The 21,891-nt window shown below is 72.7% G+C and carries 19 protein-coding genes and 1 tRNA gene; 11 read left to right on the top strand and 9 right to left on the bottom strand.

The features are described 5' to 3' along the window. The first annotated feature begins 221 nt into the window (after positions 1-221). On the top strand, positions 222-512 hold the full coding sequence (locus ACFRIC_RS26305; protein WP_382790158.1) for a hypothetical protein: 291 nt from the start codon (positions 222-224) through the stop codon (positions 510-512). 168 nt (positions 513-680) lie between these two features. On the opposite strand, the gene ACFRIC_RS26310 is transcribed toward ACFRIC_RS26305, so the two are convergent. Then, positions 681-1,421, bottom strand: coding sequence for an RDD family protein (locus ACFRIC_RS26310; protein WP_382790161.1), 741 nt, complete (start codon positions 1,419-1,421; stop codon positions 681-683). 63 nt (positions 1,422-1,484) lie between these two features. Beyond that, on the bottom strand, positions 1,485-3,605 hold the full coding sequence (locus tag ACFRIC_RS26315; protein ID WP_382790164.1) for an RDD family protein: 2,121 nt from the start codon (positions 3,603-3,605) through the stop codon (positions 1,485-1,487). A 279-nt stretch (positions 3,606-3,884) separates the two neighbouring features. Here ACFRIC_RS26315 and ACFRIC_RS26320 point away from each other — a divergent pair, with 279 nt between their 5' ends. Further along, a complete protein-coding gene (locus tag ACFRIC_RS26320) occupies positions 3,885-4,403 on the top strand; it encodes an SsgA family sporulation/cell division regulator (protein ID WP_382790167.1) in 519 nt (172 codons plus the stop codon). An 86-nt stretch (positions 4,404-4,489) separates the two neighbouring features. Here the strand turns inward: ACFRIC_RS26320 and ACFRIC_RS26325 are convergent, their stop codons facing one another. Beyond that, positions 4,490-5,905, bottom strand: coding sequence for an FAD-binding oxidoreductase (locus ACFRIC_RS26325; protein WP_382790170.1), 1,416 nt, complete (start codon positions 5,903-5,905; stop codon positions 4,490-4,492). A 92-nt stretch (positions 5,906-5,997) separates the two neighbouring features. Here ACFRIC_RS26325 and ACFRIC_RS26330 point away from each other — a divergent pair, with 92 nt between their 5' ends. After that, entirely contained in the window at positions 5,998-7,581 is a 1,584-nt protein-coding gene (locus ACFRIC_RS26330) for a tetratricopeptide repeat protein (protein WP_382790173.1), read from the top strand. A 282-nt stretch (positions 7,582-7,863) separates the two neighbouring features. On the opposite strand, the gene hppD is transcribed toward ACFRIC_RS26330, so the two are convergent. Beyond that, entirely contained in the window at positions 7,864-9,009 is a 1,146-nt protein-coding gene (gene hppD, locus ACFRIC_RS26335) for a 4-hydroxyphenylpyruvate dioxygenase (RefSeq protein ID WP_382790176.1), read from the bottom strand. Between the two features lie 122 nt (positions 9,010-9,131). Here hppD and ACFRIC_RS26340 point away from each other — a divergent pair, with 122 nt between their 5' ends. From ACFRIC_RS26340 to ACFRIC_RS26370, 7 genes are all read left to right on the top strand, one after another. After that, positions 9,132-9,602: an Lrp/AsnC family transcriptional regulator gene (locus ACFRIC_RS26340; protein WP_382790470.1), complete on the top strand. Its 471-nt coding sequence runs from the start codon at positions 9,132-9,134 to the stop codon at positions 9,600-9,602. A gap of 23 nt (positions 9,603-9,625) precedes the next feature. After that, positions 9,626-10,273, top strand: coding sequence for an ABC transporter permease (locus ACFRIC_RS26345; RefSeq protein ID WP_382790179.1), 648 nt, complete (start codon positions 9,626-9,628; stop codon positions 10,271-10,273). Next, positions 10,266-11,609 (top strand): betaine/proline/choline family ABC transporter ATP-binding protein, encoded by a 1,344-nt coding sequence (locus ACFRIC_RS26350; RefSeq protein WP_382790182.1) that lies wholly within the window; start codon positions 10,266-10,268, stop codon positions 11,607-11,609. The genes ACFRIC_RS26345 and ACFRIC_RS26350 overlap by 8 nt, the downstream gene beginning before the upstream one ends. A 50-nt stretch (positions 11,610-11,659) precedes the next feature. Next, positions 11,660-12,472 carry an ABC transporter permease gene (locus tag ACFRIC_RS26355; protein WP_382790473.1) on the top strand — a complete coding sequence of 271 codons (813 nt, stop codon included), beginning with the start codon at positions 11,660-11,662 and terminating at the stop codon, positions 12,470-12,472. Continuing rightward, complete coding sequence (locus tag ACFRIC_RS26360) at positions 12,469-13,437, top strand: glycine betaine ABC transporter substrate-binding protein (protein ID WP_382790185.1); 969 nt, start codon at positions 12,469-12,471, stop codon at positions 13,435-13,437. The genes ACFRIC_RS26355 and ACFRIC_RS26360 overlap by 4 nt, the downstream gene beginning before the upstream one ends. 111 nt (positions 13,438-13,548) lie before the next feature. Next, the gene (locus ACFRIC_RS26365) at positions 13,549-14,184 is read left to right on the top strand and encodes an ArsR/SmtB family transcription factor (RefSeq protein WP_382790188.1); all 636 of its coding nucleotides are present in this window, start codon (positions 13,549-13,551) and stop codon (positions 14,182-14,184) included. Between the two features lie 56 nt (positions 14,185-14,240). After that, complete coding sequence (locus ACFRIC_RS26370; protein ID WP_382790191.1) at positions 14,241-14,432, top strand: hypothetical protein; 192 nt, start codon at positions 14,241-14,243, stop codon at positions 14,430-14,432. Between the two features lie 103 nt (positions 14,433-14,535). Here the strand turns inward: ACFRIC_RS26370 and ACFRIC_RS26375 are convergent, their stop codons facing one another. From ACFRIC_RS26375 to ACFRIC_RS26390, 4 genes are all read right to left on the bottom strand, one after another. Then, positions 14,536-15,324, bottom strand: coding sequence for a PDZ domain-containing protein (locus ACFRIC_RS26375; RefSeq protein ID WP_382790194.1), 789 nt, complete (start codon positions 15,322-15,324; stop codon positions 14,536-14,538). Between the two features lie 220 nt (positions 15,325-15,544). Continuing rightward, positions 15,545-16,186 (bottom strand): helix-turn-helix domain-containing protein, encoded by a 642-nt coding sequence (locus ACFRIC_RS26380; protein WP_361681466.1) that lies wholly within the window; start codon positions 16,184-16,186, stop codon positions 15,545-15,547. A 473-nt stretch (positions 16,187-16,659) separates the two neighbouring features. Further along, the gene (locus ACFRIC_RS26385) at positions 16,660-18,462 is read right to left on the bottom strand and encodes a DEAD/DEAH box helicase (protein WP_382790199.1); all 1,803 of its coding nucleotides are present in this window, start codon (positions 18,460-18,462) and stop codon (positions 16,660-16,662) included. A 280-nt stretch (positions 18,463-18,742) separates the two neighbouring features. After that, positions 18,743-20,203 carry an MFS transporter gene (locus ACFRIC_RS26390; RefSeq protein ID WP_382790201.1) on the bottom strand — a complete coding sequence of 487 codons (1,461 nt, stop codon included), beginning with the start codon at positions 20,201-20,203 and terminating at the stop codon, positions 18,743-18,745. A 249-nt stretch (positions 20,204-20,452) separates the two neighbouring features. Between ACFRIC_RS26390 and ACFRIC_RS26395 the strand changes: the two genes are divergently transcribed. After that, positions 20,453-20,524: transfer RNA gene (locus tag ACFRIC_RS26395), tRNA-Cys, on the top strand. Between the two features lie 162 nt (positions 20,525-20,686). On the opposite strand, the gene ACFRIC_RS26400 is transcribed toward ACFRIC_RS26395, so the two are convergent. Continuing rightward, positions 20,687-21,853 carry an SUKH-4 family immunity protein gene (locus tag ACFRIC_RS26400; RefSeq protein ID WP_382790204.1) on the bottom strand — a complete coding sequence of 389 codons (1,167 nt, stop codon included), beginning with the start codon at positions 21,851-21,853 and terminating at the stop codon, positions 20,687-20,689. Between the last annotated feature and the right edge of the window lie 38 nt (positions 21,854-21,891).

Here is a 21,891-nt window from a genome sequence, read left to right on the forward strand (position 1 = left end):
CGCGATGAATCCGTGCGCCCCCTGTGCACCGGCACCGTGGGTAAGGTCACGCTTACCGGACGTTCCCCTCGGGCATGCAGGCGAATAGAGTCGATTGGCGGCCGTCGGAAGCCGGCGGACAGCCACGTCGACACCGTTGTCCCACCCCCGACATCTATCCGCACCCTCCCCCATCGCGAGAGGCACCGGGGGGAGAACCCCCATCCGAGGACACGATTGCCATGCCTCGTCCGACCGCCGCACAGCTCGCCTACGGTTCCTGCACCGTGATCTTCTCGACCCTCGCCATGCTGCTGCTGTCACAGACGAGTTCGAGCCTGGGGATCGTGCTGATCACCCTCTCGGCGCTCGCTCTCGGACTGCTGGTGGCCATGACGGTCCCGCTGCCGAAGCCGGCGCCCGCCGCCTCGGCCGTCGTCCACGAGCGAGTACCGGCGCAGCGCGAGACGGCGTCCGTGTCCGCCTCCGCGTCCTCCGCGCCCGAGCCCGTGCGCGAACCCGCGGGGCCCTGAGACCGCGTACGCGCCGGCACCCCGGACGCCGCGAGCTCACACCGGAACGGCGGGCCCGTCGACCACGGGCCCGCCGTTCCGGTGTGTACTCCCGCCGCGCCGCGCGTCGCCCGGCTCCTCGCCGGCCCTTCGCCCGGCCGCCCGGTGCCGCGATGTCGCCGAGGGGCCTCAGCCCGTGTCGACCACCACCGTCTTGGCCGCCTTGTCGTGCAGGCCCTGCTTGTAGGGCTTGTCGAAGAAGCTCCAGCCGCCCGCGATCGCCGTCCAGATGCAGGCGCAGCAGAACGCGAACGGGATCCACAGCACCAGGGCGCGGACCAGGGAGGTCTGCACGGAGGGCGTGGAGCCGTTGTCGAGGTTGGCGACCCGGTGGTTGAACAGCCGCTTGCCGAGGGTCTGGCCCGTCCTGCTGATCATCACGGTGTCGTACGACACGTAGAGCACCGCGGCCACCAGGGACTGCCCGAGCGACTTGCTGTACTCGATCTTGTTCGAGTCCACGTCGTACTCGGTGACCCCGAACGCCCAGGACAGCAGCCACACCACGACGCCCACCAGGATCATGTCCAGGATCCTGGCCAGCACCCGCTTCCCGCTGTCCGCGAGCGGCGGCATGCCGGCCAGCGGGTCGCCGCCGTAGGGGCCGCCGCCTCCGTAGGGGTCGGCGCCGCCCGGGTGCGGACCCCCTCCGGGGTACGGGCCGCCGCCTCCCGGGTACGGGCCGCCGCCCTCGCCGTAGGGACCACCGCCGCCGTACGGGGGCGGCTCGCTGCCGTACGGCGGGGTCCGGTCGCCGGGAGGCGGCGGGTCGTACGGGGAGCCCGTGCCCTCACCGGGCGGGGGCTGCTTCTTGAACGGGTCCTCGTCCGGTGGCCGGCCGGAGTCCGGGGGCGGCGGTTCGCTGCTCATGGCCCGAGTCGACCGCGAACCCCCCGGCTCCGCATCCGGCGAAGGGCCGTCCGGGGGACGGGTTTACCGGGCCGGACCCGCCACGAACGTGTGCGCCGCCTTGTCGTGCCAGCACTGGCTCCAGGGCTTGTCGAACAGACCCCACACGACGCCCACGAGACCGACGACCAGCAGGGACGGCACGCTGAGGACGAGCCAGCGGCCAAGTGCCCTGCCGAAGGTGGGCGGTTCGTGACCCTCTATGTCGCGCACCTCGATGCCGCACAGCTTCTTGCCGAGGGTGCGGCCCCATTTCGCGGTGGGCAGGACCTCGTAGAGGACACCGAAGACGAGCAGGACGGCGAGGACGGCGCCGAGGCAGGAGGCGGTCGTGGCGTCGAGGAGCCAGACGGTGACCTTCTCGCCGGACAGCTTGGCCGCGTCGATCTTCTCGTCGATGTGGTCGGCCGCTCTGGTGCCCAGCGGGACGGCTGCCGCCGCGGTGACACCGGCGATGACGAGGGTGTCCAGCAGCCGTGCGGCCAGCCGTCGGCCGAGACCGGCCGGGCGGGCCGCCGCCTGGCGCCGGGCGGCCGCCTGGAACACGTCGTCGACCGGGGGCTTCCACGGCGCGACCCGCTGCCCCTCGTCGGCCGGGTCGCCCGCGAGCTGATGCACCTGCTGGGCCCAGGAGGGCTGTCCTCCGCCGGCCCCGGAGGCCATGGGGGTGGCCCCGACCGGCTGTTGCGGCACGCCGGGACCTGAGGCGACCTGCCCGGCGCCGGGGGCGACGGCACCCGGGGTGCCCGGGCCGAAGCCGCCTCCGGGCGCCGCGGACGTGCCGGACGCGGCCGTCGTGCCCGCCGCGGGGGCGAGCGCGGCGGGTGTGCCCGCCCCGGCCGACCCGGCGGGGGCGGTTGCTGCGCCGGACGCGGCGGCCCCCGCGGCCGGCCCGGAGCCGGCGGCCGCCGGGAACTGCCCTGCCCCGGCGGGGGCACTGGAGGTGCCGGACCCGGCGGGAGCGGCGAACGGCCCCGCACCGGCAGGGGCGCCGGACGGGGCGGACCCGGCCGATGCGGCGGCCGCATGGGCCTGCCCCGAGCCCGCGGGCGCCGCGAAGGACCCTGCCCCGGCGGGGGCGCTGGAGGGAGCCGACCCGACAGGCGGGCCGAACCCCGCAGGCGCGGCCGACCCGGCTGACCCGGCAGGCGCGGTGGCCGGCCCGGAGCCGGCGGCCGCCGGGAACTGCCCTGCTCCGGCAGGGGTGCTGGAGGCGCCCGACGCGGCCGCCGGGCCGGAACCGGTGGGCACACCCGGCGCACTCGGCGGTGGCGTGCCCCCGTCCTGCCGCTCCGTACGCGGGGAGGGCGCACGGTAGGCCGTGTCGCCCGCGGCGGGCACGGGGTCCGCGACGGCTCCGCCCGAACTCGCCGAGCCCGTACGGCTCGTACCGCCCGCGCCCGGCTCGCCCTCCGGCCCCGTGGACGGCACCGGACCGGTGGGACGGCGGAAGACCACCGGGCTCGGGGACGCCGGAGTCCGCGTGGCGGCGCCGGAGTCGGCGGGCGGAATCGTCGTCGTGCCGTCCGTACGGGCCGACGCCCCGTCGGGCCCGCTCACCGCGTCGGTGAACCCCGCGGAGCGCGGGTCGCGCGCGCCGGACGGCTTCGGCGCGCCCCAGGACACCCGGCGGTCCTGGCCGCCGCCGAAGCCGGACTGCTGCGAGCGGTCGGCACCCCACGAGGCGGCCGGCTCGGGCCGACTGCCGTGCTGGGACTCGGCGGAGGCGGCGCGACGGCCCTCGCCGGTGCCGACGCCGTGGGGCTGTTCGGGGACGGCACCGTGGGGCTCGGCAGGGACGGAGCCGTGCGGCTCGGCGGGGACGGAGCCGTGCGGCTCGGCGGGAGCCGGGGAGGGCGGCTCCGGGTCCTCGTCGAAGAAGTGCGGGCCCGTCTCCTCCACCGCGGGAGCGCCCGACTGCCCGCGCGCGGCGGAGAATTCGGGCGACGACGCCGGAGCGGGCACCTGCGCGGGACGCGCGGCCGCCGGCGGGGAAAGCGCCTCGCCGCCCGACGGCGCCGGGCGGCTCGTGCCCGGCACCCAGGCGGCGCCGTTCCAGTACCGGACGTATCCAGGGATGGAGGGGTCCGGGTAATACCCTTCGCGGGGCCTGTCGTCACCGGGGGCCGGGGTTGGGGCGCTCATGTCCGTCGTCCCGTATCTGCTCGGGGGTCGTGTGGGACGTCCACATCTACCAGACCGGCGCACGCGTCACGGCCGGTCCCGCCGTACCCACTCCTTTAGGGCGAGGTTCCGCCCCATCCCGCGGCCGGGCCCCCGAGGCTGTGGACGGTGTGCCCGGACAGGGGCCGAAGCCGGCCCGAAAGTTTTCTCCGAACCCGCGTAATGGTCGCGGCGCCAGGCGCTCTCCACTCGTACGGGCCCGTCCGCAGGAGCCCGTACGACGAAAGGGAGGGCATCGACATGCACACCGTGGTGGAACGCGAGCTCGAGCTTCATCTCGTCCTGTCGCCGGAACACAGCATCCCGGTGCCGGCGCGCCTGAGTTACCGCGCCGACGACCCGTACGCCGTGCGCATCACCTTCCACATCGGCTCCGATCATCCCGTCAACTGGACATTCGCCCGTGAACTGCTGGTCGAGGGGGTGTTCCGGCCGTGCGGTCACGGCGACGTGCGGGTGTGGCCCACCAAGGTCGGCGGCCGGAGCGTCGTCCTGATGGCGCTGAGCTCGCCGGACGGCGACGCGCTGCTCGAAGCGCCCGCCGCGCAGATCACCGCCTGGCTGGAGCGCACGCTCAGGGCGGTTCCCCCGGGCACGGAGGCCGGGCAGCTCGGCCTGGACGCCGGTCTGGCCGAGCTGCTCGCGCCCTCCCCCAGGCTCTCGGCCTCGCTCGACCCGACGGGAGGGCCGTCCCCGGACGATCTGTGGCTGCGCGACCCCTGGCCGTCGGACGAGTCGGGTGAGGAAGACCCGTCCTGACGGCCCGGCGGACGAAACCCGGTCCACCGGGGCGACGGACGACGGTGCGCGGCGGTGACGGGCCGGCGGACGGCCGGTCCCGGATGTCAGAACAGCTTGCCCGGGTTGAGCAGGCCCAGCGGGTCGAACGCCGTCTTGATCGCGCGCTGCATCTCCACGCCCACCGGACCGATCTCGCGGGCCAGCCACTCCTTCTTCAGCACACCCACGCCGTGCTCGCCGGTGATCGTGCCGCCGAGCTCCAGCCCGAGGGCCATGATCTCGTCGAAGGACTCGCGGGCGCGCCGGGACTCGTCGGGATCGGTCGCGTCGAAGCAGACGGTGGGGTGCGTGTTGCCGTCGCCCGCGTGGGCGCAGACGCCGATGGTCAGGGCGTACTTCTCGGCGACGCGTTCGATGCCGTCGAGCATGTCGCCGAGCCGGGAGCGCGGCACGCACACGTCGTCGATCATCGTGGTGCCCTTGACCGCTTCGAGCGCGGTGAGCGACAACCGCCGCGCCTGGAGCAGGAGTTCGGACTCGGCAGCGTCCTCGGCGGGCACCACCTGGGTCGCTCCGGCGGCCTCGCAGAGGGCGCCCACCAGGGCAAGGTCGGCCGCCGGGTCGTGGGTGTCGAAGGCGGCGAGCAGCAGCGCCTCGGTGGTCTCCGGGAGGCCCATGTGCGCGAGGTCGTTGACGGCCTTGACGGTCGTACGGTCCATCAGTTCGAGCAGGGACGGGACGTGGCCGCCCTCCATGATCCTGCAGACGGCGTCGCAGGCGGCCCGCGCCGACCCGAACTCGGCGGCCAGGACGAGCTGTCGGGGCGGCTGCGGCTTCAACGCGAGGACGGCCCGTACGACGATGCCGAGCGAGCCCTCGGAGCCCACGAACAGGCGGGTGAGGTCGTACCCGGCGACGCCCTTGGCGGTCCTGCGGCCGGTGGACATCAGCCGTCCGTCGGCGAGGACGACGTCCAGGCCGAGGACGTACTCGGCCGTCACCCCGTACTTCACGCAGCACAGGCCGCCGGATGCTGTGCCGATGTTGCCGCCGATGGTGCAGGTCTCCCAGCTCGACGGGTCCGGCGGGTAGTACAGGCCGTGTTCGCCGACGGCGCGGGAGAGGGTGGCGTTGACGACACCGGGTTCGACGACGGCGATGCGGTCGACCGGGCTGATCTCCAGGATGCGGTCCATCTTCACCAGGGAGAGCACCACGCAGCCGTCGGTGGCGTTGGCCGCTCCGGACAGGCCGGTGCGGGCGCCCTGCGGGACGACGGGGACGCGCAGTTCGGTCGCGACGCGCATGACGTGCTGGACCTGCTCGACCGTGCGCGGCAGGACGACCACGGCGGGCGTGCCCGCCTCGCAGAAGCTCGCCATGTCGTTGGCGTAGGAGGCCGTGACGTCCGGGTCGGTGAGCACGGCCTCGGCCGGCAGACCGCTCAGCAGACGGTCGAGGAGGCCGCCGGTCGCCGTCGTGTCCTCATCGCGCGGGGCTTCGATACGGCTCATGATCACAGGGTCGCACCCGGGGCCATCGGTGTGAACCCCATTCGCGGGAGGCTTCGCATGCCGGGGTGCGGTCTTCGTATTGACGCACAGTGAACCGCATGGAGATCGAAGAGCGACAGCCGGTGCCCGCCGGGTCCGGGCGCGCGGTGCCCGCCGGACCGCGGTCCGGGGAGCCCGTCGGCGAGCGGTCCCCGGAGGCCTCCGCCGCGTCCTCCCCCGGGCCCTGCGGTCCGCGCCGGTCCCCGTTCACCCGGCGCGCGCTGCTCGCGGGGGTGGCCGGCTGTGCCGTGCTCGGCGGGGTGCTGGTGCTGCTGCCCTCCCTGGACGGGCGCGAGGCGCCGCGGCCCGCCCCGGGTCCGGTGGCGCGGGCGGTGAGCGCGGTGGGTGCCGGGGTGCCCGCGGCGCTGCCCGATCTCACCGCGCTCATCCACGACCGTGAGGCCCGGGTGCGGGCCCGTCCGCGCGACGACGTGTCGTGGGCGGTGCTGGGCGCCGCGTACACGGAGCGGGCGCGGCGGACGGCGGCGGCCGTCTCCTACCCGAAGGCCGAGAAGGCGCTGCGCACGTCGCTGCACCTGCGGCCCGAGGACAACGTGGCGGCGCTGGAGGGACTCGCGTCCCTCGCGGACGCGCGGGGCGACTTCCGGGCCGCGCGCCAGTGGGGCGAGTCGGCGGCGGAGCTGGCGCCGAGGCGGTGGACCACGTATCCGGCGCTCATCGACGCGTACTCCGGGCTCGGGGACCACAAGGCCGTGGACGGGGCCCTCGACAAGCTGCTCGCGCTGCGGTCCGGGCCGGCGGCCCAGGCCGTCGCCGCGCGGGTGTACCGGGACCGCGGCCGGCGCGAGGACGCGGCGGCAGCGATCTCGGACGCGGCGGCGGGTGCGGCCACCGGGCCCGAGCAGGCGGCCTTCCTCACGCAGGCCGGGGACCTCGCCTGGGAACGCGGGGACCGCCAGGAGTCCCTGGACCACTACCGGGCCGCGGTGCGCACCGACGCCCACGCCTACGAGGCGCTGGCCGGGCAGGGGCGTGCGCTGGCGGCGCTGGGGCGCACGTCGGAGGCGCTGCGCGCGTACCGGGCGGCGCTCGCGGGGCGGCCCGTGCCGCGGTACGCGCTGGAGCTGGGCGAGCTGTACGACCAGCTCGGGCGCGGCGCGGAGGCGCGCACGCAGTACGACCTGCTGCGGGACCTGGCGCGGCGGGACGGCGCCGCGGGCGTGGACGACCAACCGGTCCTCGGGCTCTTCGAGGCGGACCACGGCGACCCGCAGGCCGCGGTGCGGGAACTGCGCGCCGAGTGGCGGCGGCAGCCGGCCATCGCGGTGGCGGACGCGCTGGGCTGGGCGCTGCACCGCGCCGGGAGCGACGAGGAGGCGCTCGGCTTCGCCGTGCGGGCCATGGACACGGAGCACGGGGGCGGGGTGCGCAGCGCGCTGTACGCGTACCACCGCGGGCAGATCGAGCGTGATCTGGGGCTGTCCGGTCCGGCCCGCCGGCACCTCACCGAGGCGTTGCGGATCAATCCGTACTTCTCGCCGCTGCTGGCACCGGCGGCCCGGGAGGCTCTGACGGCGCTGGGCGAGCCGCCGGCCGGGGGCCCGCCGGAGGAGTCGGGAGAGACGGCGGACGAGGAGCAGCCCGCCCCGCAGGCCGCCCCGGGAGCGCCCGCCGCACGCTGACACCGGACCGGAACCCGGAACCCCACCCGGGCGCCGCTGCCCGGCCGTCCCGGCACCGCCGCCCAGGCACCGCCGCCCAGGCACCGCCGCCCAGGCCGTCCTGCGTCCGGCGGACGCAGGACGGCCGGATGCCCGGACACCGGGCGGCCGGACACCGGCAGCCGGACACCCGTGGCAGCCGGGCGAAAGGCAGGAAAAAAAACCTGCCCGGCGGGCGCCGATTCGGGCGTTCGCCGGGCGGGCGGGGTCCGGGCGGCCCTCAGGAAGGGCCGGTTCCACGGATCAGAGGTTGCCGCGCTTCTCCTGCTCGCGCTCGATCGCCTCGAACAGGGCCTTGAAGTTGCCCTTGCCGAAGCCCATCGAGCCGTGCCGCTCGATCATCTCGAAGAAGACGGTCGGACGGTCCTGGACCGGCTTGGTGAAGATCTGGAGCAGGTAGCCGTCCTCGTCGCGGTCGACGAGGATCTTCAGCTCGCGCAGGGTGTCGACGGGGACGCGGGTGTCGCCGGCCCACTCGCCGAGCGTGTCGTAGTACGAGTCCGGGGTGTCGAGGAACTGGACACCGGCCGCGCGCATGGCCCGCACGGTCGCGACGATGTCGTTCGTGTTCAGCGCGATGTGCTGGACACCGGCACCGCCGTAGAACTCCAGGTACTCGTCGATCTGGGACTTCTTCTTGGCGATGGCGGGCTCGTTGATCGGGAACTTGACCTTGAGCGTGCCGTCGGCGACGACCTTCGACATCAGGGCGCTGTACTCGGTCGCGATGTCGTCGCCCACGAACTCCTTCATGTTCGTGAAGCCCATGACCTTGTTGTAGAAGGCGACCCATTCGTTCATCCGGCCGAGCTCGACGTTGCCGACGCAGTGGTCGATGGCCTGGAAGGTGCGCTTGGCGGGCGGCTCGACGATCGGCGCGGCGGCCACGTACCCGGGCAGGTAGGGGCCGTCGTAGCCGCGGCGCTCGACGAGCGTGTGGCGGGTCTTGCCGTACGTGGCGATGGCGGCGAGGACGACCGTGCCGTTCTCGTCCTTCATCTCGTACGGCTCGGCGATCGAGCGGGCGCCGTGCTCGACGGCGTACGCGTGGGCGGCGCGCGCGTCCGGGACCTCGATGGCGAGGTCGACGACGCCGTCGCCGTGTTCCGCCACGTGTTCGGCCAGGAAGTGGCCCCAGGTGGTGGCGGGCTTGATCACCGAGGTGAACACGAAGCGCGCCGAGCCGTTCTCGAGGACGTACGACGCCGTCTCGCGGCTGCCGTTCTCCGGTCCGGAGTACGCGACGAGCCGCATGCCGAAGGCCGTGGAGTAGTAGTGGGCGGCCTGCTTGGCGTTGCCGACGGCGAAGACGACCGCGTCCATTCCCTTGACCGGGAAGGGATCGGCCTGCCGGGCGGTGTCGGGAGTGTCGTGTGTGGTCTGCGTCATGGCCGCAGGCTCTCTCCGTTCCGCAAGGTGCGCAATAGTTCGCCTGTCGGCTGAGCAATATGTTCAGTGAAGGGTCCGTACCGTCGGGCTTTCTGTACATCATGACCATCTCGGAGGCACCCATGGCGATCGATCATCTGGACGGGCGGCTGCTCGTGCTGCTGGCCGAGGAGCCGCGCATCGGCGTCCTGGAGATGTCCCGGCGGCTGGGGGTCGCGCGGGGGACGGTGCAGGCCCGGCTGGACCGTCTTCAGTCGAACGGAGTCATCCGGGGTTTCGGTCCTCAGGTCGACCCGGCCGCGCTCGGCTATCCGGTCACGGCGTTCGCCACGCTCCAGATCCGGCAGGGACAAGGCGCGGACGTACGGGCCCACTTGACGACCGTGCCCGAGGTGCTGGAGCTGCACACGACGACCGGCAGCGGGGACATGCTGTGCCGGCTGGTGGCCCGCTCCAACGCCGATCTCCAACGTGTGATCGACCGGGTTGTCGGTTTTGATGGCATCGTCCGGGCCTCCACGGCGATCGTCATGGAGAACCCGGTCCCACTGCGGATCATCCCGCTCGTGGAGCAGGCGGCGACCGAGCGCTGAACCGAGGAGCGAGGTGATCCGGGGTGACCTTCTGGCAGTACCTGAGCAGCCGCCACGAACAGCTCCTCACCGACGCCTACCAACACGCCAGCGCGGTCTTCCAGTGCATGGTCGTGGCGACCGTCATCGGCGTGCTGATCGGTGTCGTCACCTATCGCAGCGACTGGGCGGGCAACCTCGCCACCACGACGACCTCCGCGATCCTCACGATCCCCTCGCTGGCGATGATCGGTCTGCTGATCCCGATCGTGGGCCTGGGCGTCCCGCCGACGGTGATCGCCCTGACGCTGTACGGGCTGCTGCCGATCGTGCGCAACTCGATCGTCGGTCTGCGCGGCGTCGATCCCTCCCTGGTGGACGCGGCCCGGGGTATCGGCATGTCGCGGACGACCCGCCTGATGCGGGTCGAACTGCCGCTGGCCTGGCCGCCGATCCTGACCGGCATCCGGATCTCCACCCAGATGCTGATGGGCATCGCGGCCATCGCCGCTTACGCCTCCGGGCCCGGCCTCGGCAACGAGATCTTCCGCGGCATCAGCTCGCTGGGCAGCAAGAACGCGCTCAACCAGGTACTCGCGGGCACGGTCGGGATCATCATCCTGGCGCTGCTCTTCGACGCGGCCTACGTCCTGCTGGGCCGGCTGACCATTCCGAGGGGGATCCGTGCCTGAGACAGCGGAGACCGCCGAAGGCCCCGCGGACGCCGAGGGTCCCACCGGTGCGACGGGCGGCGCGCGCGACGGGAGCGGCGCGGACGGGGACGGCGGGGGCACGTCGTCCACCACGGGTGCCACGATCGAGCTGGAGAACCTCACCAAGCGCTACCCGGGCAGCAGGGACGCGGCCGTCGACAGCGTCAACATGGAGATCAAGGCGGGTGAGCTCGTCGTCTTCGTCGGCCCGTCCGGCTGCGGCAAGTCGACCACCCTGAAGATGATCAACCGGCTGATCGAGCCGAGCGGCGGCCGCATCCGGATCGGCGGCGAGGACGTCACCGACATGGACCCGGTGAAGCTGCGCCGCAAGGTCGGGTACGCGATCCAGTCGTCCGGGCTCTTCCCGCACATGACGGTCGCCCAGAACATCGCGCTCGTACCGAGGATGGTGGGCTGGCCGAAGGCGCGGATCAAGGCGCGGGTCGAGGAGATGCTGGACCTGGTGGGGCTGGACCCCGGCGAGTTCCAGGGCCGCTATCCGCGCCAGCTCTCCGGCGGCCAGCAGCAGCGCGTCGGTGTGGCGCGGGCCCTGGCGGCCGACCCGCCCGTCCTGCTCATGGACGAGCCGTTCGGGGCGGTGGACCCCATCACCCGCGACCACCTCCAGGACGAGCTGATCCGGCTCCAGTACGAGCTGCACAAGACGATCGTGTTCGTGACGCACGACTTCGACGAGGCCATCAAGCTGGGCGACCGGATCGCGGTGCTGCGCGAGCACTCGCACATCGCGCAGTTCGACACCCCCGAGGCGATCCTCACCAACCCGGCCGACGACTTCGTGTCGGGGTTCGTGGGCGCGGGCGCCGCGTTGAAGCGGCTCAATCTCAGCCGCGTACGGGATGTCGAGATCAGCGGCTGTCCGACGGTCACCGTGGACGATCCGCTCCAGGAGATCTTCGGCAAGCTGCGCTCCAGCGGTACGAACGAGATCCTGCTGCTCGACAAGCGGGGCCGCCCCTACAAGTGGCTGCGGCGCGGCGATCTGATGCGGGCCAAGGGCTCGCTCGCGCGGGCGGGCACGCTGATCCACGACACGGTGACCAGGGACGCCACCCTGCGCGACGCCCTGGAGGCGGTGCTCACGGACAACTCCGGCCGGGTCCCGGTGACCGGGCGGCGCGGCGAGTACACCGGGGTGGTCGACATGGAGACCCTGATGAACTCCGTGCACGAACTCCTGGAGGCCGACCGGCTGGAGGCCATGGAGCACCAGCACGAGCTGGAGGAGGCGCGCGCCCATCAGACCCAGTTCGAGCAGGAGGGTGTCGACGGCGGGGAGGCGAAGGCGTGAGCACACCGCCCACCGATCGGCGTCCCGAGGGCGAACACGAGGTCAAGGGCGTGGCCTTCCGCGACGACAGCGAGGGCGAGGGCACGGAGCGGGAGGTGCCGCCCCCGGCTCCCACGGCCCCGAGGCGGCGGATCAGCTGGCAGAAGCTGACCTTCCTGCCCGCCGTGCTGATCGCCCTGCTGCTGGGCACCTGGATCTGGTTCCAGCAGGCGGACCTCGACGCGATCTCCCGGAACGCGCTGTCGAACGGCCAGGTGTCCAAAGCCCTCTGGCAGCACATCCAGTTGACGGTGATCTCCACGTTCTTCGTGCTGATCATCGCGATCCCGCTGGGGATCCTGCTGACGCGCAAGGCGTTCCGCAAGCTGACCCCGGTCGCGATGACGGTCGCCAACATGGGGCAGGCGACCCCGGCGATCGGTCTGCTGGCCCTCCTCGTGATCTGGCTCGGCACCGGCGAGAAGTCCGCCCTGATCGGCATCACGATCTACGCGATCCTGCCCGTCCTGTCCAACACGATCACCGGTCTGAAGGGCAACGACCCGACCCTGCTGGAGGCGGCGCGCGGCATCGGCATGTCTCCGCCGGGGGTGCTCACCCGGGTCGAACTGCCGCTGGCCGTACCGCTGATCCTCGCCGGCGTCCGTACGGCGCTCGTCCTGAACGTGGGCACGGCGACGCTGGCCACGTTCGGCGGAGGCGGCGGTCTCGGTGTCCTGATCACCACGGGCATCACCACCCAGCGCATGCCGGTCCTGGTCCTGGGCGCCATCCTCACCGTCGCCCTCGCCCTCCTCGTCGACTGGCTGGCGTCGCTGGCGGAACTGCTGCTGCGGCCGCGCGGTCTCGAGGTGGGGGCATGAGGAGAGCGCGCGCCCACGCGGCCCTGGCCACCGTCCTCGTCCTGGCGTCCGCGTGCGGGCTGACCAGCGGCTCCCCCATGACCGACAACGTCCAGCCGGGGACCATCGGACGGGGCGAGCCGCTGAAGGGCGCGACCCTCACGGTGGCGTCGAAGGAGTTCACGGAGCAGTTGATCCTCGGCGCGATCATGGGCATCGCGTTCCAGGCGGCGGGCGCGAAGGTGATCGACCGCACGGGCATCCAGGGCTCGATCGGCGCGCGCGAGGCCATCAAGAACGGTGACGCGGACGCCATGTACGAGTACACGGGCACCGCGTGGATCACGTATCTCGGCAACAGCGAGCCGATCCCGGACCCGCAGAAGCAGTGGCAGGCCGTGCACGACGCCGACCCGAAGAACGGGGTCACCTGGCTGCCGCCGTCCGCCCTCAACAACACCTACGCGCTCGCCATGAATCAGGCCAACTTCAAGAAGTACGGCACGACCACGCTGTCCGACGTGGCGGCGCTGTCGAAATCCGACCCGAGCGCTGTCACGCTGTGCGTGGAGAGCGAGTTCGCCAACCGGGCCGACGGACTGCCGGGCATGGAGAAGGCGTACGGGATGCACATTCCCGCGAAGAACATCACCCAGATGGACACCGGGATCATCTACACCCAGGTGGAGAAGGGGAGTTGTACGTACGGGGAGGTGTTCACCACCGACGGGCGCATCAAGTCGATGAACCTGGTGGTGATGAAGGACGACAAGAAGTTCTTCCCCAACTACAACGCCGCTCCCGTGATCAACACCAAGGCCCTGAAGAAGTATCCGCAGATCGCCGAGGTCATCGAGCCGGTGACGAAGAGGCTGAACAACACGGTGGCCCAGGACCTGAACGCGAAGGTGGACGTCCAGGGCCAGGACCCGCACGAGGTGGCGCTGGACTGGATGACGTCGGAGGGGTTCGTGAAGCAGGACTGAACAGGCTTACGGGTCCGACGACTTCGGGGATTCGGTCGGCGGGCGGGACCCGGCGGCAAAGTTACAAAGAACCCGTTGCAAGGACTTCTTTGCAACGCTATCTTTGTACACATGACGGAGCAGCCACCGCTTCCCCCGGAAGCACCCCTCCCCCCGCAGCCACCCCTGCCGCCCGAACCCCCGCAGCACCGCCGCCTCGACGCCCGCTCCCTGCGCGGGATCGCCCACCCTCTGCGCATGGAACTGCTGAGCAGCCTGCGCCAGAAGGGGCCGGCCACCGCGTCGATGCTCGCCGAGCGGCTGGGCGAGTCCAGCGGGGCCACCAGCTACCACCTGCGGCAGCTCGCCGCGCACGGCTTCGTCGAGGACGCCCCCGAGCGGGGCAAGGGGCGCGAGCGGTGGTGGCAGGCGGTCCACCAGGGCCTGGACTTCGGCGAGGACCTGCTCAGCGACCCGGACCCGGCGGTGCGCGGAGCGGCCGACATGTTCCTGCACGAGGTCGCGAGCACGCACGCCCGTGAGCTGTCGACCTGGCTCGGCACCCGCGAGGACTGGGGGGACGAGTGGACCCCCGCCACGGACATGAGCGACTTCACGATGCGGCTGACCCCGGCGCAGTCCAAGGAGCTCATCAAGAAGATGCACGACCTGCTCGACAGCTACTGCGCCCTCGAACGACCCGAGGACGACCCCGAGGCGGAGCAGGTGCGCTTCCACACGCACGTCTTCCCTCAGGCCTCCGGCTGATCCACCCGGTCGGACCCCGCGCACGACTCGATCACACCGACAGAGAGGACACTGCCATGCATCCCGAGACCCACCTCCAGTTGCAGCACGTGCGCGCCGCCGACCTGCGTGCCGAGGCGGACGCGTACCGGCTCACGACCGAGGCGAAGAACCCCGGCCGGCTGCGCGCCCGCGTCGGCTGGACGCTCGTGGAGGTCGGCCTGCGGCTGGCCTCCGCGCCGAAGGCGACCGTCGCCGTCGCCTGCTGACGGACCGCGCGCCCGGCCGGGACCGCGCGCCGGTCACCGTCGGGAGGCCGTCACGCCGGGCGGCGGTCACCGGCGAGAGGCGGTCACCGTCGAGAGGCTGTTCCTAGCAGCTCGGGACCGAGCCCTTGTTCTTCTCCAGGGCCACCAGGGAGTTCACCGCTCCGTCGAGGTCGGTCACCGGGATCAGCCGGAGCCCCTTCGGCAGCTCCGCCTTCGCGTCCGAGCACTCCGCCTTCGGAACCAGGAACACGGTCGCGCCGTCGCGGCGGGCCGCCTGGGTCTTGAGACTGACACCGCCGACCGCGCCGACCTTCCCGTCGGCGTCGATCGTCCCCGTACCCGCGACGACCCGGCCGCCCGTGAGGTCGCCGCCGCTGCCGTCGCCGTCCAGCTTGTCGATGATCCCGAGCGAGAAGAGCAGACCCGCGCTCGGTCCGCCGACATCGGCGAGCTTGAGCGTGACCTTCACATCGCCCTTCTCGTGCAGGTAGCCCAGGGCCGCCTCGGTGGCGCTGTCCTGGGACTCCTTCATCTCGTTCGCGTTGTGCTGCTCGATCTCCTTGACGCTGCCGCCGCTCGGGTAGACCGAGTCGCGGGGCATCACGGCCTTGTCCGTGGCGAACCAGGCGCTGAGCACGTCGCCCAGGGAGACACTCGCGTCCGGGCCGGTGGCCTCGATCGTGGTCATCCGGAGCTGGCCGCTGGTCCTGCGGGTGGGCGCCCCGCTGATGGTGATCACCGGTTCGCCCTTGTTCTCGCCGAGGACGTTCGCCGTCAGACCGGGCTGCGCCAGGGAGAACGGCAGCGGCGCGAACACCGCCGTGGCGAGCAGGGCCACGACGGGAAGGGCGCAGACGGCGACGGCCTGGGGGCGCGTGAGGCGAGAGAGCACGGGGTCAATCTAACGTCACCACCCGGCACGCCGACCGCACAGGTCCCACGGTCCCGATCCCCCCGTACGGTCCCGATCCCCCGTACCCGCCCGCCGGTCCGCGCACGGGCCACGGTCCGACAGTCTCCGCACGCGCCACGTCCCGATGGTCTCCGCACGAGCCGCGGTCCCCTCCGGATCGTCCGCACCGGCCACGGTCCCTGCGGATCCGCCGGCCCGGTCAGCGCAGGGCGTCGGCCACCTCTCGGGCCGCGTCGACCACGCGCGGGCCGACCCGCTCCGGCACGGCGTCGGCCAGCATGACCACGCCCACACTGCCCTCGACCCCCGTCACCCCGATCAGCGGCGCCGCGGCCCCGCACGCGCCGGCCTCCAGCTCGCCGTGGGTGAGCGTGTAACCGGGCTCGCCCACCGGCGCCTGCCGGGCGGAGAGGATCGCGCGACCCGCGGCCCCCCGGTCCAGCGCGTGCCGGAAACCGGCACGGTAGGCGACGTGGTAGTCCGTCCAGGTCGGCTCGACGACCGCGACGGCGAGCGCCTCCGTCCCGTCGACCAGGGTCAGATGCGCCGTCGCGCCTATGTCCTCGGCCAGCGCCCGCAGCGCGGGCAGCGCGGCCTCCCGGACCAGCGGATGCACCTGGCGGCCCAGCCGCAGCACACCGAGTCCGACCCGGGCACGACCGCCCAGATCACGGCGTACGAGTGCGTGCTGCTCCAGAGTGGCCAGCAACCGGTACACCACGGTCCGGTTGACGCCCAGTTTGTTCGAGAGCTCGGTGACGGTCAGCCCGTGATCCGTGTCGGCGAGCAGCTTGAGGACCCGCAGTCCCCGGTCGAGCGTCTGGGAGGTCTCCGCGGTCACGACGCCCACTCCTTAGTGGTGAGGTCGACGGCCCTCGTACGGCGGATGCGGCACCGAGTCCCGTCGGCGACGCGCTTCAGAGGCCGCCGGTCGGCCGGCGTCCCGGGCTGTTCCCGGGCCGCTGTCGCTTCACGGCTGCGCTCCGCGGCGGCGCTGCCACGGGGCGTGTGCGTAGCCGGACAGTAGCGAGCCGGTCCGCTGAGCGGAAGCCTCCGTCCAGAATCCGGGCATCCTCCGGTGCGAAGTGATTCCGTTTGTCCCGGAACGCGGGGCGCGCGCCACGCGGCGTGCACCGCTCGCGTACGCAGCGCACAGGCCGCCGTGCACGCCTCGCCCGACGGCACACGCCCCCTCGGTACCACCGCGGCAGCAGGTGTCACGGGTTCCGGTTACCGCCGTGTCCGGAGGTAACCGGTTCCCCATGTCCCCCCGGTCAGGGACGCCCCGGGCGTCACGCCGGTTCCCGGGGGACGTCACCGCATGCGGGTGGCCCACTCCTGGACCTTGGCGATGCGCTGCCGGAGCTGTCCGGCCGTGGCCTCCGCGCTCGGCGGACCGCCGCAGACGCGGCGCAGCTCGGTGTGGATCACGCCGTGCGGCTTGCCGCTCTGGTGGACGTACGCGCCGACCATGGTGTTGAGCTGCTTGCGCAGTTCCAGCATCTCCTTGTGGGAGACGACGGGGCGCCGCTCGGCGGGGATCTCCAGGAGGTCGGCCTCGGAGTCCGGCTTCTTGCGGCTGTGGGCGATCTGCCGGGCCTGCCGCTTCTGGAGCAGCAGTTGGACCTGGTCGGGTTCGAGGAGCCCGGGGATGCCGAGGTAGTCCTGCTCCTCCGCGCTGCCCGGGTGGGCCTGCATGCCGAACTCGGCGCCGTCGTAGAGGACCCGGTCGAAGACGGCCTCGGACTCCAGCGCCTCGAAGGAGAACTGCTCCTGCTCGCCGGTGTCCTCGTCCTGCTCCTTGTTCGCCTCCTCCATCTCCTTCTCGGACTCGGCGTACGGGTCCTCCTCGCCCTCCTTCTTCGGCTTGTCGAGGGCGTGGTCGCGCTCGACCTCCATCTCGTTGGCGAAGGTGAGGAGGTCGGGGACCGTCGGCAGGAACACGGACGCCGTCTCGCCGCGCCTGCGGGACCGTACGAAACGGCCGACGGCCTGGGCGAAGAAGAGGGGGGTCGAGATGGTGGTGGCGTACACGCCGACGGCCAGGCGGGGCACGTCGACGCCCTCGGACACCATGCGGACCGCGACCATCCACCGGTCGTCGCTCGCCGAGAAGTCGTCGATCCGCTTCGAGGCGCCGGTGTCGTCGGAGAGGACGAGGGTCGCCTTGGTGCCGGTGATCTCGCGGATCAGCTTGGCGTAGGCGCGCGCGGACTCCTGGTCCGAGGCGATGACGAGCGCCCCGGCGTCCGGGATGCCCTTGCGCACCTCGGTGAGGCGCTGGTCGGCGGCGCGCAGCACGCTCGGCATCCACTCGCCGCGCGGGTCGAGCGCGGTGCGCCAGGCCTGGCTGATGGCGTCCTTGGTCATCGGCTCGCCGAGCCGCGCGGCGATCTCGTCGCCCGCCTTGGTGCGCCAGCGCATGTTGCCGCTGTAGGAGAGGAAGATGACGGGCCGCACGACGTGGTCGGCCAGCGCGTTGCCGTAGCCGTAGGTGTAGTCGGCCGAGGACCGCCGGATCCCGTCGTTGCCCTCCTCGTACGTGACGAAGGGGATGGGGTTGGTGTCGGAGCGGAAGGGCGTACCCGTGAGGGCGAGCCGGCGGGTGGCGGGCTCGAACGCCTCCAGGCAGGCCTCGCCCCAGGACTTGCTGTCACCGGCGTGGTGGATCTCGTCGAGGATGACGAGGGTCTTGCGCTGCTCGGAGCGGTTGCGGTGGAGCATCGGCCGCACCCCGACACCGGCGTACGTGACGGCGACGCCCTGGTACTCCTTGCTGAGGGGTCCGGCGCTGTACTCGGGATCGAGCTTGATCCCTATCCGCGCGGCCGCCTCGGCCCACTGCTTCTTCAGGTGCTCGGTCGGCGCGACGACGGTCACCTGCTGCACCACGTGGTGGTGCAGCAGCCAGGACGCGAGCGTCAGCGCGAACGTCGTCTTGCCTGCACCGGGGGTGGCCACGGCGAGGAAGTCGCGCGGCTGCTCCTGGATGTACCGCTCCATCGCCCCCTGCTGCCAGGCACGCAGCTTGTTGGCTGTGCCCCAGGGGGCTCGTCCGGGGAAGGCGGGCGAGAGGTGGTGGGTGTGCGAGGAGGCGCTGGCGGCGGTGGTAGTCACGGTCTCCGGTCTGGGTGTCGATTGGGAGCGTCCGGGTCCGGGCGCGGCACGTCGGATGAGGCGTGACGGGAGGCGCGCGGACGGCTCGGCTACGTATGACAACCGGGCCACCCTACCGGCGCCCGCCGCGCGACGAGGTGCGGACGAGGCCGGGGCGGCGATGGATGGGACTGACGTCACAGATCACCCGCCCGCACCACCGGCACCCCGGGCGGCCCTCCGCACCCGTCGCCGCGCGGGCCGTCTCCGCCAGTCCCCTCGGCCCGCCTTCGCCGTCCGGTCAGCCCGCTTTCGCCGGTTCCCGCAGGCGTGTGGTCACCCAGGCGCCCAGCAGCGCCACCCCGGCCATGGGCAGGAACACTGCGGCGAAGGCCGCCGGGTGGGAGGTGTGGGCGCCGGAGGTCGCGGCCGTGGCCGTGCCGGCGACCGCGCCGCCGCCCAGGGCCGCGAAGGCGGCTCCCCCGAGGGCGAGCAGCAGCACGTTGGACAGGGCGTCGGAGATCTGCAGGGCGGCCGAGTGGGCGCCGGCCTCCTCGGGGGCCGAGAGGTGGAGCAGCAGCACGCTGGTCGAGGCGATCACCAGGCCCATCCCGAAGCAGCCGAACGCCCAGGCGACGGCGACGGTCCACACCGGCACGGCGGGGATCAGCACGGCGGGCGCGGCGGCGACGGCCGCGGCGACCAGCAGCATGCCGAGGAACATCAGACGTTCCCGGTACGGCTCCACGCGGGGCCTCGCCTGTACCCAGGAGCCCAGCGCCCAGGTCCCGCCGCCGGCCGCGAGCGAGAGTCCGGCGAGCGTCGGCGACAGCCCCCGCTGGGTGACCAGCATCAGCGGCACGAAGGACTCGGCGGCGATGAAGGCGCCCGCGGACACTCCGCGCAGCAGCACCACGGACGGCAGTCCGCGGGCCGCCCGCCAGGTGCCGCGGGGCAGCAGGCCGCGCACGGCGGGGACGATCAGTGCGGCACCGGCCGCGGCGGGGAGCAGGGAGAGCGGGCGCAGATCCTGGGCGGCGTACTGGAACAGCCCGGCGCCCAGCGCGATCCCGAACGCGAGCCGGATGCGCCGCCGGTCCAGCGGCGCGCGGTCGGCGGTTCCGGCGGGCCCGGAGGCGCGCCGCCGTATCTGCGGCAGCGCGAGCGCGAGCGGGACGCCGACCAGCGCCGGAATCCCGATGAACACCCAGCGCCAGCCGAGGTGCTCGGTGACCGCGCCCGCGGCGAGCGGTCCGACCACGGAGGGCACCACCCAGGCCGCCGCGAACGCCGCCATGATCGCGGGCCGCAGCCGTTGCGGGTAGGCCCGCCCGACGACGACGTACAGGGCGACGATGACGAGCCCGCCGCCGAGTCCCTGGACGGCCCGTCCGAGGATGAACATCCACATCCCGCCGGCGGTCCCGGAGAGCAGCAGTCCCGCGGCGAAGGCGCCGATGCCCGAGGCCAGCGAGGCCAGCGGCCCGTCGCGGTCGGACCACTGGCCGGCGAGCACCATGCCGAACAGGCTCGTGGTGAAGTAGGCGGAGAACGCGAACGCGTACAGGGCGACCCCGTCGAGTTCCCGCGCGGCCACGGGCATCGCCGTCCCCACGGCCGTCGCCTCGAACGCGATCACCAGGACCACGGAGACGATCCCGATGGTGAGCGCCCGGTGGGCCCGGCCGAGCACTCCGCGGTCGTCCTCGCCCTCGCCCCCGGACGGAATCGTCGCGGACCCGCTCACTTCCACTGCTGTCATGCCGGTCAGCGTAAGGTGCGCAGCTTTGGGTGACTCCTGTCGGTGGTCGGTGATCAGGCAGGTCTTTGGACCTAGGACCACTCCCCCGGGCCGTGACGCGACCCCGTTCCCGGCGGGCCGCCCGCCGTTCGTGAACGGCGTGTGGCAGTCGCGTTGCAGGCGCCCCGGAACCCTTGAGCGCCCTCGGGCACCCCGCCTACGGTCTTCCTATCAGGTTCGGAACGAGTGAGCCGTGCCGCACCTGAGAACGACCGTGTGCCCGAGTGGTTCAGGGGCTCGACTGCAACTCGAGTTACGTGGGTTCGAATCCCGCCACGGTCTCCGCGCGGAGGTCGGCCGTCCCGTTCAGGGGCGGCCGTTCTGCTTTGGACAGCCACACTCCTTCGAGGCGGCCGTTCTCCTTCGAGGCGGCACGGTCCCTCCGGGCGGTCGGGACCGCCCGGGCCGCCGAGGCCACCGCGGTCGCTGCGGCGGCCGGAGCCGTCAGGCGTACAGCATGCCGGCCGAGCGGTCCTCGAACATCTCCGGCCAGCGGCGGCGGCCGTCGTCGCCGGGGAGGGCCGGGGTCCGGTCGCAGGCGCCGGGATCGACGGTGGCGAGGGTCTCGGTCAGGGTGGCGGCGAGCTGTTCGTAGGAGTCGCTCAGGTGGTGGACCGCGTCCACCGTCTTCTCGCGGTGGAGGAGCCACAGGGTGAACGCCAGCGTGGAGATGTCCGCGTTGAGCGGGCGCAGGGTGAGGTCCGGCTCGCTCCAGGCGAGCACCGCGCCCGTGGTGCCGTCCAGCACCAGGCTCGTGTCCTCCAGGAGGTGGCCCAGGCGTATGAGGCTCCCGGCCGCGACCGGGAGCAGGGCGGCGGAGAAGGCGTCCGGGCCCTCGTCCGCGTAGTACTCGCTGAGGGCGGCCAGGGGCATCTCGGTGTCGAGCTGGAACAGGAAGCCGTCCTCGGGCAGGCCCGACTCCCGCAGGAAGCGGCGGGTCGGCTCGTGCGTCAGGGCGGGCGGGAAGTCGACGTCCTCGAAGCGCATGATCCCGCCCGCGCCGAACTCCTCGTCCAGCAGCCGCTTCGGCAGGCCGAGGACGAGTCCGTCGCCGGGTCCGGCGATCCGGGCGAGCGGGCGGATCAGGGCGGCCATCCGCCAGTACGGCGGGACGTCCTCACCGGTGGCGTCCGCGAAGACGGCGCTCAGCCGGTCCGACACCTGCGCGACCGCCTTCGGGCCGAACGGGCCGGAACGGCCCCGCGACAGGGTCAGTTCCTCGGTGGCCGCCGCGAAGCGCAGCAGGGCGTCCAGGGAGGGCGCCAGGGGCGCGAGGTCCAGGTGGGCGGGGTTCGGCCGGACGTACGCCGAGGACACCGCGCCCGTCGTCCCGTCGAGCAGGATCGACTCCAGGTCCCGGTCGAGGCTGCGCAGCGCTCCGACGACGAGCTGGTCACGCAGTTCCTCCGCGAGCTTGTCGGCGTCGCCCGCGAGGTCCGCGACCGTGCGCAGGCCGTGCTCGCGAAGGGCGCCGAACGCGAGCAGCGCGTCGTCCCGCGGCAGTCCGGGGCCGGTGAGCCGGTCCCGGGTGGCCGCGTGCGTGACGAACGGATCCAGCTCGTCCTCGGACAATGTGATCGTGCCGCCGACCTCGATGTCAGTCGTACTCATGGCTCCCCCGCGCATGTGAACGCTCCGTGCTTCCCCCG

The sequence above is a fragment of the Streptomyces sp. NPDC056738 genome, from assembly GCF_042790435.1.
Classification (GTDB): Bacteria; Actinomycetota; Actinomycetes; order Streptomycetales; family Streptomycetaceae; genus Streptomyces.